Genomic DNA, 16,090 nt, shown 5'->3' with positions numbered 1-16,090 from the left:
CACTTCGCTTTGAACGAAGAGATGCAGGATCGCTACCGCCCAACGTCACCCACCCGATACGCTTCGACCTGCGCCTTGAGCCGGTCGAGCGGGGCCGTCGGCGCCGCGCGGTCGACGAGGTATTTTCCGTCCGCGAGCCAGCCCAGAATTCTCAGGTCGACCACCGGCGAATGATGAACCACGTCGGCATAATTGTTCAGGTCGTGCGTGGTTTCCTCGGCCTCGCGGAAATCATGCAGGCTGGCATTGGGAAATTGCGCCAGCCGCCGGCTGATATAGCCTGAAAAGTCGTACACGATCTTCAGCGTCGCCGGCGACGCGTCCCGCATCGCCGCCCATTGCAGGATCGAATAGGGCGGAAAATAAAAGTCGAATTTGACGTCCGGATATTTTTCGACCAGGGCAACGGCATCGCGCTCGAAGTTTCGGACCATCGCGTCGTAATCGTATCCGTCGGCCAGAAAACCGCGGTGCGAAAGCGCGGTGACGTTCGAAAACGAAGTCATCGCTCTCCTGGCGTTATAGGCCTCGGCGACGTCGACATTGGGCCGAAGGGTGTTGATGTCGTCGACGCGGGAGATCGGGAATTTGAACATGACGCCGTTGGTCAGCCGCGCCACCACCGGCTCCAGCGGCGGAATCGACCGAGCCAGGATCCACGCCGACTCCCGCGCCATCGCGCCGCTGAAAAGATATCCCGCGACGCCCCTGATATTTCTCCGGTAGAGATCGGCGGGAATATAGACGTCGCTGTCGATCTCCGGCGCATCACGGAAGATCCAGTCGTCGATTTGCCAGATCACGCGCCTGGGATGTCGCTGCAGCGCTGCGGCAACGACAAAACTTTGCTCGTGGGAGTCCGAGCCGGTCATCGCCAGCTTCAGCGAGTGGACGCCGAGCACGCGATCGATATCGCTCTGCCGAAAGTGAATCGCCAGCGAGGTGCCCATGAATACCGTGTCGAAGTCCTGGCTGCGGATCAGTCCGGCGTCCTGCATCCGGCTGTCGGGCGAATACATCGCGGCAAACAGCCGCGCCGGCCGAAACAGCTGCAGCGGATCAACGACAAAATTGAGCGCGGCCGCCGCCAGCATGACCAGCGCACTGGCGCCCAGGAACCGCAGCAGATTCTTGGCCGGACCCGTCATCAGAACCTGAAATAGATGAATTCGCTGTGCTGCTGGATTCCGAGAATCCCGAAAGCCAGCACGGCGGCGGTGGCATAGAGGAAGGCCGGGCGCTTCTGCCATCGGCCGAGCGCCTCGCCGACGGTTCGATTGGTGTGGTCGTAGCCCATGATGGTTTGCGTGTTCGGCGCCAGCCAGGCGAGCGCGGCATAGGCGACAATGAATACGCTGTAAGCCATTTCGACGCGGCCGAGCACGATCTGCGAGGGGCTGGCCATCTTCGTCAGGATCGAGATCGCCGACGCCATGCTGTCGGCGCGAAACAATACCCAGGCCACGACAACCGCCAAAAACGTCAGAGCGAACGCGGCCAGGTTAGCGAGCCGCGTGAAGCGTGGCGCCACCGCCGGGCCGTAATTGTTCCACGCGTGATTGATGCAGAGGTAGACGCCATGCAGCACGCCCCAGGCGACAAAGGTCCAGGCCGCGCCGTGCCAGAGGCCGCCAAGCGCCATCGTCACCATCAAATTGACGTAGCGCAACACGCGGCCACGCCGGTTGCCGCCGAGCGGGATATAGAGGTAGTCGCGCAGGAACTGCGACAGCGTCATGTGCCAGCGCCGCCAGAAATCGATGATGTTTTGGGCCTTGTAGGGCGAATTGAAATTGAGCGGCAGGAAGATGCCGAACATCAGGGAAATTCCGATCGCCATGTCCGAATAGCCGGAGAAATCGAAATAAAGCTGGAAGGTATAGGCCAGCGCGCCGATCCAGGCCTGATCGAAAGAGGGGGGCGCCGGGCCGAAGGCGAGCGTGACCAGCGGCTGGATGCCGTCGGCGAGGCAGGTCTTCTTGAACAGGCCGATCGCGAAAATGATCAGGCCGCACAAGATCAGATGCGGATCCGGCCGCTTTGATTCCGCGCGCTCGAACTGCGGGATCATGTCCTTGTGGTGCAGGATCGGCCCCGCGATCAGATGCGGAAAATAGCTGACGAACAGCGCGTAATGCGGCAGCGCGTAATGCGCGACCTGGCCCCGGTAGGCATCGACCAGGAACGCGATCTGGGTGAATGTGTAGAACGAGATCCCCACAGGGAGCAGAATGTTGACGGTAAGGCCGGTCGAGAACAGCGCGTTGAGGTTGGCGGCCAGGAAGCCGGCATATTTGAAATAGCCGAGCACCAGAAGATCCCCCGCGACCCCGACCGTCAGCACCGCAAATCGTGGGCCGGGGCGCAGATGCTTTGAAATCAACAGCCAGCCGATGACATAATTGAACGCGATCGACGCCAGCAGCAGAGCCACGAACTGCCAGTTGCTGACCGAGTAAAACGCCAGCGACGCCAGCGCCAGCCATATTACTGGCGCCAGATTGCCGACCCGGCCGAGCACGAAATAGCCGAGCAAGGCGATCGGCAGGAACAGAAAAATGAACGCGTAGGAATTGAAGAGCATCGGTTCCCAGTCTCAGCTTTCCCGTCATGGCCGGGCTTCGTCCCGGCCATCCACGTCCTTTGCGCCATTGAAGGGAAGACGTGGATGCCCGGCATAAGGCCGGGCATGACGGGCTTCCCCTGCAAAGCCCGATTCCGTGGGCTGCGTTGGCGTCAGACCCTCGCGCTGGCCGGAAAGCCTAACCATACAACCCGCGGGTCAACAAGCCGCGCGCGCCTCTGGCGCATGGGCGGCGGTTCTGGCAATCCGTGCCTTGGGACCCAATATGCAAAGTGGCGGCGTTTTCCGAAGAGTGAATGAGGACCGAGTGACACCAACGTTAAACCCAAAGATTTCCCAGCCGGCACCGGTGGCGCCGCGCCGGCCGCATTCATTCACGCGGCACGGCATCACCGTGGTCGACGACTATGCTTGGCTGAAGGACCCAAACTGGCAGGAAGTGCTGCGCGATCCCTCGGTGCTGGACGCGGATATCCGAAACTATCTCGAATCCGAAAACGATTACACCGAAAGCCTGCTCGGCCACACCGCTTCCCTGCAAAAGACGCTGGTTGCGGAAATGCGCGGGCGGATCAAGGAAGACGATTCCAGCGTGCCGGCGCCGGACGGCCCTTTCGCGTATTTCCGGCGATTCCGCGACGGCGGCCAGCATGAATTGTTCGGCCGCTCCGCGCGCGACGGCGGCGAGACCGAGATCATCCTCGATGGCGACCAGCTTGCGGAAAATCAGGAATATTTCAGATTCGGCGGCGCGCGGCATTCGCCGGATCACCGGCTCGAGGCGTGGAGCGCGGACATCAAGGGCTCGGAATATTTCTCGATCCGGGTGCGCGACTGGGCTGATGGCGCGGACCGCGACGATCTGGTCGAGGAAACCGACGGCGCCGTGGTGTGGAGCGCGGACGCCACGGCGTTCTTCTACGTAAAACTCGACGACAACCACCGGCCGATGCAGGTCTGGCGTCATCGCCTGGGCACGCCGCAGGCGGACGATGTCCTGGTCTACGAAGAGCAGGACGCCGGCTGGTTCACGCATATCCATGAAAGCTCGAGCGGCCGCTTCTGCGTGATCGCCGGCGGCGACCACGAAACCTCCGAGCAGCGGCTGATCGATATTGCCGATCTCGATGCGCCGCCGCGCCTTGTCGCCGCGCGCGAACAGGGCGTGCAATATTCGGTCGCCGACCGTGGCGATGAGCTGTTCATTCTCACCAATGCCGATGGCGCCATCGACTTCAAGATCGTCACCGCGCCGCTGGACGCGCCCGCGCGCGCCAACTGGCGCGACCTGATCCCGTACCGCGAAGGCGTCTATGTCATCGACATCGAGCTTTACGCCGGTCATCTGGTGCGGCTGGAGCGCGCCAACGCGCTGCCCGCGATCATTATCCGCGACCTCGCGACCGGCAAGGAGCACGACATCGCGTTCGCCGAAGCGGCCTATTCGCTGGACACCATGGGCGGCTACGAATTCGACACGACCAATCTGCGCTTCTCCTATTCGTCGATGACGACGCCGTCGGAAGTCTATGATTACGACATGGCCAGCCGCACGCGCATTTTGCGCAAGCGGCAGGAAATTCCCTCCGGCCACAACCCGGCCGACTACGTCACCACACGGATCACAGCGACCTCGCATGACGGCGCCAGGGTGCCGGTTTCGATTCTGCACCGCCGGGATCTCGTGCGCGACGGCACCGCGCCGCTGTTGCTGTACGGCTACGGCTCCTACGGGATGGCGATGCCGGCGTCGTTTTCCGCCAACCGGCTGTCGCTGGTCGATCGCGGCTTTGTCTATGCGATCGCGCATATCCGCGGCGGTTCGGACAAGGGCTGGGGCTGGTATCTCGACGGCAAGCGCGACAAGAAGACCAACAGCTTCGACGATTTCGCAAGCTGCGGCCGGGCGCTGATCGATGCGCGCTACACCAGCGCCAAACGCATCGTCGGCCATGGCGGCAGCGCCGGCGGCATGCTGATGGGCGCGGTCGCCAACCGCGCCGGCGGATTGTTTGCCGGCATCGTCGCCGAGGTGCCGTTCGTCGACGTGCTCAATACCATGCTCGACGACACCCTGCCGCTGACGCCGCCGGAGTGGCCGGAATGGGGCAACCCGATCGAAAGCGAAGCCGACTTCAACACCATTTTATCATACTCTCCCTACGACAATGTCGCGGCGAAGCACTATCCGGCGATCCTGGCGATGGCCGGGCTAACCGATCCGCGCGTCACCTATTGGGAGCCGGCGAAATGGATCGCGCGGCTACGCGCCACCATGACGTCAGGCGGCCCGGTGCTGTTGCGTACCAATATGGGCGCCGGCCACGGCGGCGCCTCCGGCCGCTTCCACCGCCTCGACGAAGTCGCCATCGCCTATGCCTTTGCATTGTGGGCGGTGGGGATGGCCGCTTCGTAGCCCGCTCAAAAATCTGTCGTCGTCCCGGCGTTCGCCGGGACGACCTGCTGAGAGAAACTACCTTCCCGTCTTCTTCCGCCACGCGGCGAACCCCACGAGCGTCTGCTCGTCGGTCGCGGGATAAAGCCCGAAGATCGAGCGGCCCTTGCGGACCTCTTCGGTGACGAAATCCTCGAACGCGGTCATTTCGAAAGCCTCGTTGGCGATTTCGTCGGCGAGATGCGCGGGAATCACGATCACGCCGTCGCTGTCGCCGAGGATGACGTCGCCGGGAAATACCGGCGCGTCGCCGCAGCCGATCGGCACGTTGATCTCGATCGCCTGATGCAGCGTCAGGTTGGTCGGCGCGCTCGGCCTGTGATGATAAGCAGGAAAACCGAGCTTGGCGATTTCGGCGGAATCGCGAAAGCCGCCGTCGGTGACCACGCCGGCGACGCCGCGCTGCATCAGCCGCGTCACCAGAATGGCGCCTGCCGACGCGGCGCGGGCATCCTTGCGGCTGTCCATGACCAGCACCGCGCCCACGGGGCAATCCTCGATGGCCTTGCGCTGCGGGTGCGAGCGGTCGCAAAACACCTCGACCTTGTTGAGGTCCTCGCGCGCGGGCATGTAGCGCAGCGTAAACGCCTCGCCGACCAGCGTCGGCTGATCGGGACCCAGCGGATGCACGTCCTGAATCATCTGGATCCGGTAGCCGCGCTTGTAGAGCGCGGTGGCGACTGTGGCGGTGCTGACGGTTTTGAATTATCGCGGGTCGCGTCGGAAAGTTTTGTCATGGCTTTTCTATCCCAGGGTCTTGTCATTCCGGGATGGTGCGTTAGCACCAGACCCGGAATCTCGAGGTTCCGGGTTCGCGCTGGCGCGCGCCCCGGAACGACGATCGGGCTCAATAAATCAACGGTTCGTCCACCGGCGCGCCGAATCCGGTTTCGAGGAAATCGAAATCGCAGCCTTCATTGGCCTGCTTGATGTGCTTGCTGAACATCCAGCCATAGCCGCGCTCGTAACGTGGCTCAGGCTTTTTCCATGCGGCGCGGCGTTTTGCCAGCTCGGCTTCCGGCACGTCGAGATTGATGGTGCGGGCATCGACGTCGAGGGTAATCTTGTCGCCGTTCCGCACCAACGCCAATGGGCCGCCGACAAACGATTCCGGCGAGACATGCAGGATGCAGGCGCCGTAGCTGGTGCCGCTCATGCGCGCATCCGACAGCCGCACCATGTCGCGCACGCCCTGCTTCACCAGTTTGGTCGGGATCGGCAGCATGCCCCATTCCGGCATCCCGGGCCCGCCTTGCGGACCCGCATTGCGCAAGATCAGGACATGATCGGCTGTGACGTCAAGCTCGGGATCGTCGATCGCCTTTTTCATCGCCGGATAATCGTCGAACACCAGCGCCGGGCCGGTGTGCCTTAAAAAGCGCGGCTCACAGGCCGAGGGTTTGATGACGCAGCCGTCGGGCGCGAGGTTGCCCCTGAGCACTGCCAGCGCGCCCTCGGCGTAGATCGGGTCGGCCACGGTGCGGATCACGTCGTCGTCATAGACTTCGGCGCCCGCGATGTTCTCGCCGAGCGTCTTGCCGGTCACCGTCATGGCATCGAGATGCAGATGATCCCTGATCCGGCTCATCAACCCCGGCAATCCTCCAGCATAGAAGAAATCCTCCATCAGATATTTGTCGCCGCTCGGCCGGACGTTGGCGATGACAGGTACCTTGCGGCTGGCGATCTCGAAATCGTCGAGCCCGATGTCCTGGCCGGCGCGGCGCGCCTGCGCGATCAGATGAATGATCGCGTTGGTCGAGCAGCCCATCGCCATCGCCACCGTAATCGCGTTCTCGAAGGCTTTCCGGCTCTGGATCTTCTTCGGCGTCAGGTCCTCCCACACCATGTCCACAATCCTGCGACCGCATTCCGACGCCATACGGATGTGGCCGGCGTCCGCGGCCGGGATCGAGGAAGCCCCCGGCAGCGTCATGCCGATCGATTCGGCAATCGCGGTCATGGTCGAGGCCGTGCCCATGGTCATGCAAGTGCCGTAGCTGCGGGCGATGCCGGCCTCGACGTCGACCCAGTCCTTGCCGGAGATTTTCCCGGCCCGCCGCTCATCCCAGTATTTCCAGGCGTCGGAGCCCGAGCCCAAGGTCTTGCCCTTCCAGTTGCCGCGCAGCATCGGGCCTGCCGGCAAATATATGGCGGGGAGATTCATGCTGGTCGCGCCGAGCAGCAGGCCCGGCGTGGTCTTGTCGCAGCCGCCCATCAGCACCACACCGTCGACGGGGTGGCCGCGCAGCAATTCCTCGGCGTCCATCGCCAGCATGTTGCGGTAGAGCATGGTGGTCGGCTTCAGGAACGATTCCGACAGCGACAGCGCCGGCAATTCCATCGGAAAGCCGCCGGCCATCAGGACGCCGCGCTTGACGTCATCGACCCGCGATTTGAAATGCATATGGCACGGCTGCGCGTCCGACCAGGTGTTGAGGATCGCGATCACCGGCCGGTCCTTCCACTCCTCCGGCGCATAGCCCATCTGCATCGCGCGCGAGCGATGGCCGAAGGCGCGAAGGTCGTCGGGCGCGAACCAGCGCGCGCTGCGGAGCGTTTCCGGAGTTTTCTTTGTTGTCATGAAAGCACCTGTGTGAGATCCCCAAGGGTCATCTCACAGCCCGTCCCTGCGGGGCAAGCCCACCCTTTGATCGGTTTTATCGCCGGACCGGTCGATTTCTGCGATTTTTCGAGCCCAGCCGCGCTTCGGGATGACACGGCGCCCTCAGCGGGGGAGCGGCTAATGCGAGAAGCTGCGGCCAGCCCGGGAATTCTCGCGCGTGGCAAGCGAACCTGCGATCGTCATCCGCAAGAGGCGATCGTTCGATCGAAGCTCCGCTGTAAAATCTTCACGAGCGCTTCGCGCGCCGCGAGTTCAGAAATGTCTCGATAAATCGTCCTGAGACGACGAACCTGAACCACCAATACACCATCCGCCGCGTTGTCATGTGTCCTGTCCTCAATGCCAAGAGGCCCCGGCCGCTTGATGGATAGCGCCGAACCCTCCGGCCGGATGTGACATGTTTCACATTCGGCGGCGTAAACGCTGCCGGGATCGCTGCAGCCTGGCCGCGCCCGAGCCCGGCCGGCGCCGGTATTTTTGCGATTCCCGCGCCGCCGCCTGGAACCCGGATGCGTGGTCGCAAGTTCCCTAGCCAAACCATTCACAGGGCATTGGGGGCGCCGCTGCCGGAGGGAACGTTCATGGCAACATCCAACGCCGACAGGGCCATTTCCCTCACCTCCAGCGAACACCAGGTCCAGCTTCGGCGCGCGGTGGTCGCGTCGACTATCGGCACCGCGATCGAGTGGTACGATTTTTTCCTCTACAGCACGGTCACCGGCCTGGTCTTCGCCAAGCTGTTTTTTCCGCACTCCGACCCCTGGGTCGGGACCCTCGAGGCGTTCGCGATCTACGCCGTCGGCTTTATCGCGCGCCCGATTGGGGCCGCGATTTTCGGACATTACGGCGACCGCATCGGCCGCAAGTCGACGCTGATCGCGACGCTGCTGCTGATGGGACTGGCGACGGCCGCGGTGGCGCTAGTCCCGACCTATGCGAGCATCGGCATCTGGGGCGCGGTGATCCTGACCGTGCTGCGCTTCATCCAGGGCGTCGGCGTCGGCGGCGAATGGGGTGGCTCGGTGCTGATGTCGATGGAATGGGCGCGCGACGATCGCTCGCGCGGGCTGATCGCTTCCTGGCCGCAATTCGGGGTGCCCTGCGGATTGTTCATGGCGAATCTCGCCGTGCTGGCCTTCAGTCAAATGTCCGGCGAGCAATTCCTGGCCTGGGGCTGGCGCATCCCGTTCGCTCTGAGCATCGTACTGGTCGGCGTCGGCCTCTACATCCGGTTGGGCATTCTGGAAACGCCGGTGTTCAGCAAGCTAATCGCCGAACGCAAGATCGAGCGCACCCCGATGCTGACGGTCATCAAACGTCATCCCAAGGAAATCCTGCTCTCCGCGCTGGCGCGCATGGCCGAGCAGGCGCCGTTCTACATCTTTACTGCCTTCATCTTTTCCTACGGCATCGAGACATTGCACGTCTCCCGCAACTTCCTGCTGTCGGCGGTGCTCGCGGCCGCCATGTTGTCGTTCGTCTCGATTCCCCTGTTCGGTCATCTGTCCGATCACATCGGCCGCAAGAACATGTACATGATCGGCGCGGTGGCGACCGGCGTGTTCGGTTTCATCTATTTCGGTATGCTGAATACCGGATCGGAAACGGTGATCTTTCTCGCGGTGATCCTGTCGCTGGTGCCGCACGACATGCTGTACGGTCCGCAGGCCGCCCTGATCGCCGAAAGTTTCACCGGGAGCTTGCGCTACAGCGGCGCCTCGCTCGGCTATCAACTCGCATCCATCATCGCGGGAGGCCCCGCGCCGCTGATCGCGACATGGCTGTACGGCACCTTTCACTCGTCGCTGGCCATTGCGATCTATATCGCGATCTGCGCGGTGATTACGCTGGCGGCGACCGCCCTGATGACCGACTACACCGGCAGGGACATCTCCGGCGAATATCAATCACGATGATATCAGGTTCACGTGTGTCGCCGGTCTGCGATAATCGCGGTCTGAATTTGTCCCGCAAACGTAATCAGACGTTCAAAAAGGAGATGGCGATGGGTCGAGGGATCGGATCAGTGCCGGTGCGATTACTGATAGCCGCGGCGGCGCTGGCTGGCGTGTTGGCGTTCGTTTCGGGCGCCGGAGCCCAGACCGCAACACCGCCGACCGAGAACGCGGCACCGACAGCGGACAACGCCGTGATGGTCACGATATTCCTGAAGCACGACCAGTCGCGCCCGTTAAGCGAACTCAACGCGCAACTCGAGAAGCAAGGCTATTACAAAGCCTTTCCGCCGCCCGGCATCGAGGTCGTTAGCTGGTACGTGATGATGGGGATCGGACAGGTCGTCACGCTGCGGCTTCCGGCGTCCCGGCTTCGCGAGGTCAACCGCATCTTCGAGAACACCGCCTGGGGCAGCTATCACACCGAATTCTATCCCACCTACGACTACAAGGCGGTCGGCATCGCGCAGCACGAGAAGGCGCAATAGGCGACACCGCGGTCGCCGTCACCGCCGCGTCGAATCAAACCCCAAAGCCCATTGCCTCATGCGCGCTGTTGGGCGTGAACTCGATCCTAGTCGCTGCCGCCCGCGAAGCACGGGCGGCAGGCAATTTGCGCAACCGACGGCCGTCGGACGGTCGCCCAAGTCTGCCAGACTTGATCTGATTATTTCAATTTTAGACAAAATCTGCAGCAATTTTATTCTTCCTGCGCGGTTTAACGTTACCCGAATAATTCAACTCTGCGCCTAAAATCTCCATATTTGAAACCATGCGCGCCGCTAAGAACGTCTCATCGGGGCGGAGATTAGCGATGGCGAGCGAGATATTCGGCGACGATCCAGCGGAAAGCAAAACCTTCGGACGCCGAAAGGTGACACCTCGGGCCTGCGTTGCGGACAGCAAGAAGCATCTTCGGGCCTTCCTTACCGACGTGCTCGAAGATCTCGGCTTCGTCACCAGCGAGTGCGCAAAGGCCGATGAACTGGGCATGATTCTCGAGACTCAGCTTCCGGATCTCATCGTCCTCGGACTATCGGTCGATGGGATCGAAGCCGGCAAAATCCTCGAAATACTGGTGCGCCGGAAATTCGGCGGCAAGATTCTTGCCATAGGCGCCCGGGAGTCGGTCATCGTTAGGGCCGTGCAGCAGGTCGGCGCGGAATACGGCCTCGCCATGCTGCCCCCGCTAACCACGCCATTCGCCGCCGGGACCTTGCGCGAGCGGGTCACCACGCTTCTTCCGGGGGAGCCGGCCCCCAGCCCGGCGGTCCACGTGTCCGAGGCGTTGCACGCCGGCTGGCTCGAATTGTGGTATCAGCAGAAGATTGACGCCCGTTCCCTCGTTCGCAGCGGCGCCGAGGCGCTGGTGCGGATACGGCATCCGACCTGGGGCGTCGTCCCGCCCGCCTATTTCATCCCGGCGGACGACGATCCGCATTTGCTGCGCCTGTCGGATTTCGTGATCGACCGCGTTGGGGAGGATTGGCGCTACCTGCTCCAACAACAAAGCGCGACCGATATTTCGATCAACCTGCCGGTCTCGTTTCTCAAGGACCGGCAAATCGTGCGCGATCTCTGCCGGAAGATGCCGGCGCATCCGGCATTCGGCGGACTGCTCGTCGAGATTAGCAGCGCCGAGGCCATTCAAGATCTGGATCTGGTGATCGATGCCGCCAAGGAACTGCGCTTTCACAATGTCGCGGTCTCGATCGACAATCTCGGCGCCGACTGGCCGGCGCTGATGGGGCTCGACGCCTTCCCCTTTGCCGAACTGAAGGTCGATCGGCAGTTCGTCACCGGCTGCGCCAACGACCGGCTGAAACAGACGGTCTGCCGTCACATCATCGAACTCGCCAGGGGGTACAGCACCCGGGTCGTTGCGGAGGGGGTCGAGACCCGCGCCGATTTTGTCACGGCGAACGAAATGGGCTTCGACATGGTCCAGGGCTATCTGTTCGGGAAGCCGATGGGGCTCAAGAAATTCGCGCGCTCGGCTCTGGCCCATCCGGTGCGTGTGGCGAAGTAAAACGGACAGCAACTTCGCCTTCCAGGAGCAAGCGATTGCTCGCCGGCCGCGTTAAGCCACCTGGAAAACATGCTGCCGTCCACGAAAAAAGCCCGCCGGCTTTCGCCGATGGGCTTCAATCATCTTATCTTACCCCGGGCAAACGGGGGCGCTGTCGAATGAGAGATCCCGGTACATCCGCGGAAATCTCCTGATCGACTGGCCTTACATGGCGCGAAGGTTTTCCGCGCTGGTCTTGCCGCGCGCGCTGTCGAGCTTCGACTCGTACGAAAGCTTCTGGCCTTCGTTGAGCGAGCCCATGCCTGCACGCTCGACGGCGCTGATGTGCACGAACACGTCGTTGCCGCCATCGTCCGGCTGAATGAAGCCGAAGCCCTTGGTCGCGTTGAACCACTTAACTGTTCCGGTAGCCATTTTAGTTTCTCCAAGATGCGCAAACGCGCGCTGTGCCCGCACGACCTTCGCGCGGGCTTGATCCGATTTCAGCGATGTCTTGGGGAGTAGGGCCGGTTCGGCGCGATCAACAAGCAAATCGACTATTCGAATGAGAGGCGTCTACACCACTAATCCCGATATAGCAAGGGATAAGCTATCCGATGTCGATAACGTCAAAAGCGAACAGGGGCCGGATCAATCCAGCCGGCTGATCTGCTCCTCGGTCACCACGCGCTCGATATTCTCGGTCTTGCTCTTGATGCGGTAGCGCGGGCGTCCATCGGCTTCGATCGGCAGGCATGTGACGATGGTATAGATGCTGCGCTGCTTGACGACGGCGCGTCCCTGCGGCCCCTGAAGCTGGTGATGAACGTCGTCATTGATAGCGAAATTATGGGCCATCGCCTGATCTTTCCATTGGAAGAAGGGCTTTTAATCGCAACCGCCCGGCAAGGCAACACATCACATGGGTCAACCCATGTCTCAGAGGGCGGCCTCGGGGCGGTGGCACCGCCAGGCGATACCGCCCGCCACGGGTCCGACGGGCCCAAAAACCTGATAATTGGGCCTACACGGCGAAAAGACGGCCCATTTTGCCGCCTTTCCCGTCTCCCGGTGCCGCATCACTGGCAGGGATGCCGCTTGCCATCATAGCCCAGGAACGTGCCCGATGCCGGATCGTAGGAACGGTAACGCCGGGCGCATGAGGATGAGCCGGCGCCGCTATCCATGGAGGCATAGGCGTTGCTGCCGCCGAACGGCGCCGACGCCATGGCGCCGCCGGTTTCGGCCGGCGTGGGCCGGCCGGCGTGCAGAACGTCGGCGTCGGGATGGTAAAATGCGAACGCGCCGGGCTCCTGGATAGCCGCCTGCGCGAACACCGGCGTCGCCGTCATCATGGACAGGAATACCGCCGCCCGGAGGATTTTAGATATGGTCATAATCTGGGTTCTCCATTGATCCTTCTCTGGGATTCACGCTTCGAAAAATCAGAAAATGCCAATCCCGGATTGCTCTTGATATTCGGGTGCATCCCTGCCGACGTAAGTCCGGCAACCCCCTGCGATCAAATTCAGATCCGTCAACGTTCGATGGGTTTCTATCCCGCTCGCAAAAATTATGGGTCGCGGCGTTCGTCGGGATGATCAGCTCATATGTGTCATCGTTTTGTAGAAACGGCGATCAGCAGCGGCAGATGTTCAAACTCTTGTCGAGTTCTTGGTCCTGCTTCTGCTGCTGGGCATTGAACCTCGACAACAGCTCTTGTTCGGTTTCTGCCGCCGGCGAATTCGGAGAAAACTGCTGGGCGCGAGGCTGCAGATGACCAATTGGCGCGTTACCGTACACCGTGAAGCCGGGGCCTCTGATCGGAGTATCATTGCCGAAGGCATTGCCCGAAACGAGGGCGCTGCCTAGGACTGCTATGGCGAGAAAAGGTGCGCGCATGGATTCACTCCACTGAAATTGAGCGCATGGACGCCACATCGACAATGAAGCGATAATGACTCGCTCCCGGTGGTGCATCCGCGACAACTATAAGCCGGACGATACCGGTTTCCATTAAATACGATTTCATTCTCTTCACGCCCGGTTGATACGGGCGCCACGTTGAATGGCACGGGGTCGGGTCTCGAATGCACGCCGCGGCGCTGCGTACAATTCGATGATCGTCGCGATCAGCATCGTCAGCGCGCGCGCATTCCCGGTTCGAACGGCGGATAGTAACGATCAGCTTGCGTCCAGGTCCTTCGCGAGCCGAGCCAATTGCCCCTTCTCACCCTCTCGGCCTGGACAAATGATCTCGACCCGGCAACCCGGGCCGGGGGAAATCGCCAGCCGAAAGCCGTGCAATTTTACGATCGCGGCCACCAAACTCAGTCCAAGACCCACGCCCGGCGTATTGCGCATCTTGTCGGAGCGGTAGAAACGCCGCAGCACCGCCTCGCGCTCCTGTTCGATGATGCCGGGGCCGGTATCGGTCACGCGCACGACGGTCTCGCCATTCCTGCGTAGAAGTTCGATGTCCACCTTGCCGCCTTCCGGCGTAAACTTGATGGCGTTGTCGACCAGGTTGGCGACCGCTTCGATCAACAGATCCCGGTCGCCGCGCACTGTCAGCCGGTGCGTCGCCCGGACACGCAAGGCGATATTTTTGTTTTCGGCGATCGGTTCGTAAATGTCGCATACCTCCCGCAGCATCTCATGCAGCGGAACGCTGCCGAAGGCCGCGGACCGCCGGCTGTTCTCGATCTCCGCCAGACGCAGCAAGGCCGTGATGATGGCCAGCGACTGATCGATACCCCCGATCGCCTTGTCCGCGACGGCCTGAATCTGCTCCGGCGTCGTTGCGTTGTTGCGGCCGCGCTCGAGCGCGAGCCGCACGCGTGTCAACGGCGTTCGCAGGTCATGGGCGATGTCGTTGCCGACGTTGGCAAGCGCATGGATCATCGCTTCCATTTCGTCGAGCATGCCGTTGACGATGATCGCGAGTCTCGAGAACGGCTCGTCGACGGTCCGGTGCGGCAGCCGCTCGCGCAGATCGCCGGCGATGATGCGCTGGACCCGCTGGTTGACCTCCTCGACCCGCCGCTGGGCACGCACGCTCAGCCACGCGCCGGCCAACAGGCAAAGGAAAAAGGCCGGCAGCAGACCGAGCGACAGCGCCTCGTCGACGACGCGCGAGATTTCGCGGGCTTCATCGACGTTTCGCCCGATCACCAGCACGTCGCCGTTTTGCATGCGTCGGCCGATCGCGCGGACGATCTGGCGCTCTCCGCCGTTTCGATCCGTCCTGACGATGTCGGTGCGTTGGGCCGGGCCGTCGATCCGCAGATGCGGCGGCAGGCTCTCGAGATTGCCGGTGATGCGGTGACCGTCGGCGGCAAATATCGCCGCGAGCTGCACGCCCCGGGGATCCTGCCTCAGGCGCTCATCGATTGCCTCGAGCCGCCGGTGGGGCGGCAGGCCGGCAATGCCGTCCATTTGCGCTGTGATCACGCGATCGGATCGCGCCGTGAGATAGTCGTCGATCTTCCAGGAGATAAATCCGAACAGCACGGTGACGAAGACCGCGAACACCCCGGCGACGATAAAGGCCCAGTGGAAGGTGTTCGAGCGCATGAACTGCGGTTGACGCATCGGATTTCGTCACCCGATATCTCTGCTCAAGGTCAACCGCAGCCTATCGCCCCCGGCCACCTGGATGTTATGGCCCGGCGCGAAGAATGAACCCCGCTCCGCGGACATTGTGGATCATGGGGGTCTCGCCGGGCCCGTCTACCTTGTGGCGCAGACGGCCCATATGCACGTCAACAAGATTGGTTGCCGGAACGAATTTGTAGTTCCAGACCTCCTCGAGCAGCATGGCTCGGGTCAGTAACTGATCGCTGCGCTGCATCATGTACTCAAGCAGGCGAAACTCGCGCGGCAGCAAATCGATCTCGCGATCGCCGCGTTTGGCGGTGCGCTCGATCAGATCGAGTTCCAGCTGCCCCACCCGCAGCGTTGTCTCGCGCGATTCTACCGGCCGGCGCAGCAACGCTTCCAGCCTGGCAATGAGTTCCACCACCGCGAAAGGTTTGGTAAGATAGTCGTCGCCCCCCATCCGCAACCCACGTACGCGATCGTCCACCGCACCGAGCGCGCTCAGCACCAGCACCGGCGTGCGCACCTGTTCCTTGCGCAGCGCTTCGATGATCGTCAGCCCATCCATTCCGGGCAGCAACCGATCGACGATCATGGCGTCGGGCCGCAATGACCGCGCCTTGTCGAGACCATCGATTCCATTGGCCGACCATTCGACGTCAAAACCGCGATCAGCCAGTTCGGCCGTAATTTCCTCGGCCGTTTCGCCGTCATCCTCGATCAAAAGCACTTTTGCCATCAGCTCATTCTCGACTGCCGCGAAAACATTCGCGGTGCCCGCACTCGGCATTCCTGGAACCGTACGCTTGCCCAAAACCGATGCCATGATATCACCGACCTGCAAATCGTGGATGTTGCTTTA

General features: G+C 62.1%; 13 protein-coding genes and 1 pseudogene. 4 read left to right on the top strand and 10 right to left on the bottom strand.

What is annotated here, in order from left to right:
* Positions 1-32: 32 nt before the first annotated feature.
* Together B5527_RS42895 and B5527_RS42890 are read right to left on the bottom strand one after the other, a co-directional pair.
* On the bottom strand, positions 33-1,148 hold the full coding sequence (locus tag B5527_RS42895) for a hypothetical protein (protein ID WP_079606885.1): 1,116 nt from the start codon (positions 1,146-1,148) through the stop codon (positions 33-35).
* The gene (locus B5527_RS42890) at positions 1,148-2,584 is read right to left on the bottom strand and encodes an MBOAT family O-acyltransferase (protein WP_079606884.1); all 1,437 of its coding nucleotides are present in this window, start codon (positions 2,582-2,584) and stop codon (positions 1,148-1,150) included. Before B5527_RS42890 ends, B5527_RS42895 begins: the two co-directional genes overlap by 1 nt.
* 307 nt (positions 2,585-2,891) lie before the next feature.
* Between B5527_RS42890 and B5527_RS42885 the strand changes: the two genes are divergently transcribed.
* Positions 2,892-5,000 (top strand): S9 family peptidase, encoded by a 2,109-nt coding sequence (locus B5527_RS42885; protein ID WP_245332450.1) that lies wholly within the window; start codon positions 2,892-2,894, stop codon positions 4,998-5,000.
* A 57-nt stretch (positions 5,001-5,057) separates the two neighbouring features.
* On the opposite strand, the pseudogene B5527_RS42880 reads toward B5527_RS42885, so the two are convergent.
* Positions 5,058-5,776 (bottom strand): annotated as a pseudogene (locus tag B5527_RS42880) (ribonuclease activity regulator RraA).
* Positions 5,777-5,886: 110 nt separating this feature from the next.
* Entirely contained in the window at positions 5,887-7,623 is a 1,737-nt protein-coding gene (araD, locus tag B5527_RS42875; protein WP_079606882.1) for an L-arabinonate dehydratase, read from the bottom strand.
* Between the two features lie 623 nt (positions 7,624-8,246).
* On the opposite strand from araD, the gene B5527_RS42870 reads away from it, so the two are divergent.
* From B5527_RS42870 to B5527_RS42860, 3 genes are all read left to right on the top strand, one after another.
* Positions 8,247-9,581, top strand: coding sequence for an MFS transporter (locus tag B5527_RS42870; RefSeq protein ID WP_079606881.1), 1,335 nt, complete (start codon positions 8,247-8,249; stop codon positions 9,579-9,581).
* Between the two features lie 116 nt (positions 9,582-9,697).
* Positions 9,698-10,108 (top strand): hypothetical protein, encoded by a 411-nt coding sequence (locus B5527_RS42865; RefSeq protein ID WP_425305052.1) that lies wholly within the window; start codon positions 9,698-9,700, stop codon positions 10,106-10,108.
* Between the two features lie 326 nt (positions 10,109-10,434).
* Positions 10,435-11,649 (top strand): EAL domain-containing response regulator, encoded by a 1,215-nt coding sequence (locus B5527_RS42860; RefSeq protein WP_079606880.1) that lies wholly within the window; start codon positions 10,435-10,437, stop codon positions 11,647-11,649.
* A 204-nt stretch (positions 11,650-11,853) separates the two neighbouring features.
* On the opposite strand, the gene B5527_RS42855 is transcribed toward B5527_RS42860, so the two are convergent.
* The 6 genes from B5527_RS42855 to B5527_RS42830 all read right to left on the bottom strand — a co-directional run bounded on the left by B5527_RS42855 (position 11,854) and on the right by B5527_RS42830 (position 15,967).
* A complete protein-coding gene (locus B5527_RS42855) occupies positions 11,854-12,063 on the bottom strand; it encodes a cold-shock protein (protein WP_079607930.1) in 210 nt (69 codons plus the stop codon).
* A 216-nt stretch (positions 12,064-12,279) separates the two neighbouring features.
* The gene (locus B5527_RS42850) at positions 12,280-12,486 is read right to left on the bottom strand and encodes a hypothetical protein (protein ID WP_079606879.1); all 207 of its coding nucleotides are present in this window, start codon (positions 12,484-12,486) and stop codon (positions 12,280-12,282) included.
* Positions 12,487-12,707: 221 nt separating this feature from the next.
* Positions 12,708-13,025: a BA14K family protein gene (locus B5527_RS42845; protein ID WP_079606878.1), complete on the bottom strand. Its 318-nt coding sequence runs from the start codon at positions 13,023-13,025 to the stop codon at positions 12,708-12,710.
* A 241-nt stretch (positions 13,026-13,266) separates the two neighbouring features.
* The gene (locus B5527_RS42840) at positions 13,267-13,530 is read right to left on the bottom strand and encodes a hypothetical protein (protein ID WP_079606877.1); all 264 of its coding nucleotides are present in this window, start codon (positions 13,528-13,530) and stop codon (positions 13,267-13,269) included.
* A gap of 282 nt (positions 13,531-13,812) precedes the next feature.
* Positions 13,813-15,222 carry a sensor histidine kinase gene (locus B5527_RS42835; protein ID WP_079606876.1) on the bottom strand — a complete coding sequence of 470 codons (1,410 nt, stop codon included), beginning with the start codon at positions 15,220-15,222 and terminating at the stop codon, positions 13,813-13,815.
* Positions 15,223-15,289: 67 nt separating this feature from the next.
* Positions 15,290-15,967 (bottom strand): response regulator transcription factor, encoded by a 678-nt coding sequence (locus B5527_RS42830; protein WP_079607929.1) that lies wholly within the window; start codon positions 15,965-15,967, stop codon positions 15,290-15,292.
* Between the last annotated feature and the right edge of the window lie 123 nt (positions 15,968-16,090).

Source organism: Bradyrhizobium erythrophlei (genome assembly GCF_900129425.1).
Lineage (GTDB): Bacteria > Pseudomonadota > Alphaproteobacteria > Rhizobiales > Xanthobacteraceae > Bradyrhizobium > Bradyrhizobium erythrophlei_C.
This window is presented reverse-complemented; position numbering and strand designations above follow the sequence as displayed.

What these genes read in the sequence shown, in the direction of transcription:
- B5527_RS42855 (WP_079607930.1), bottom strand. Translation starts at nt 12,063, where the DNA reads ATGGCTACCGGAACAGTTAAGTGGTTCAACGCGACCAAGGGCTTCGGC.
- B5527_RS42860 (WP_079606880.1), top strand. Translation starts at nt 10,435, where the DNA reads ATGGCGAGCGAGATATTCGGCGACGATCCAGCGGAAAGCAAAACCTTC.
- B5527_RS42840 (WP_079606877.1), bottom strand. Translation starts at nt 13,530, where the DNA reads ATGCGCGCACCTTTTCTCGCCATAGCAGTCCTAGGCAGCGCCCTCGTT.
- B5527_RS42870 (WP_079606881.1), top strand. Translation starts at nt 8,247, where the DNA reads ATGGCAACATCCAACGCCGACAGGGCCATTTCCCTCACCTCCAGCGAA.
- B5527_RS42830 (WP_079607929.1), bottom strand. Translation starts at nt 15,967, where the DNA reads ATGGCAAAAGTGCTTTTGATCGAGGATGACGGCGAAACGGCCGAGGAA.
- B5527_RS42895 (WP_079606885.1), bottom strand. Translation starts at nt 1,148, where the DNA reads ATGACGGGTCCGGCCAAGAATCTGCTGCGGTTCCTGGGCGCCAGTGCG.
- araD (WP_079606882.1), bottom strand. Translation starts at nt 7,623, where the DNA reads ATGACAACAAAGAAAACTCCGGAAACGCTCCGCAGCGCGCGCTGGTTC.
- B5527_RS42845 (WP_079606878.1), bottom strand. Translation starts at nt 13,025, where the DNA reads ATGACCATATCTAAAATCCTCCGGGCGGCGGTATTCCTGTCCATGATG.
- B5527_RS42890 (WP_079606884.1), bottom strand. Translation starts at nt 2,584, where the DNA reads ATGCTCTTCAATTCCTACGCGTTCATTTTTCTGTTCCTGCCGATCGCC.
- B5527_RS42850 (WP_079606879.1), bottom strand. Translation starts at nt 12,486, where the DNA reads ATGGCCCATAATTTCGCTATCAATGACGACGTTCATCACCAGCTTCAG.
- B5527_RS42835 (WP_079606876.1), bottom strand. Translation starts at nt 15,222, where the DNA reads ATGCGTCAACCGCAGTTCATGCGCTCGAACACCTTCCACTGGGCCTTT.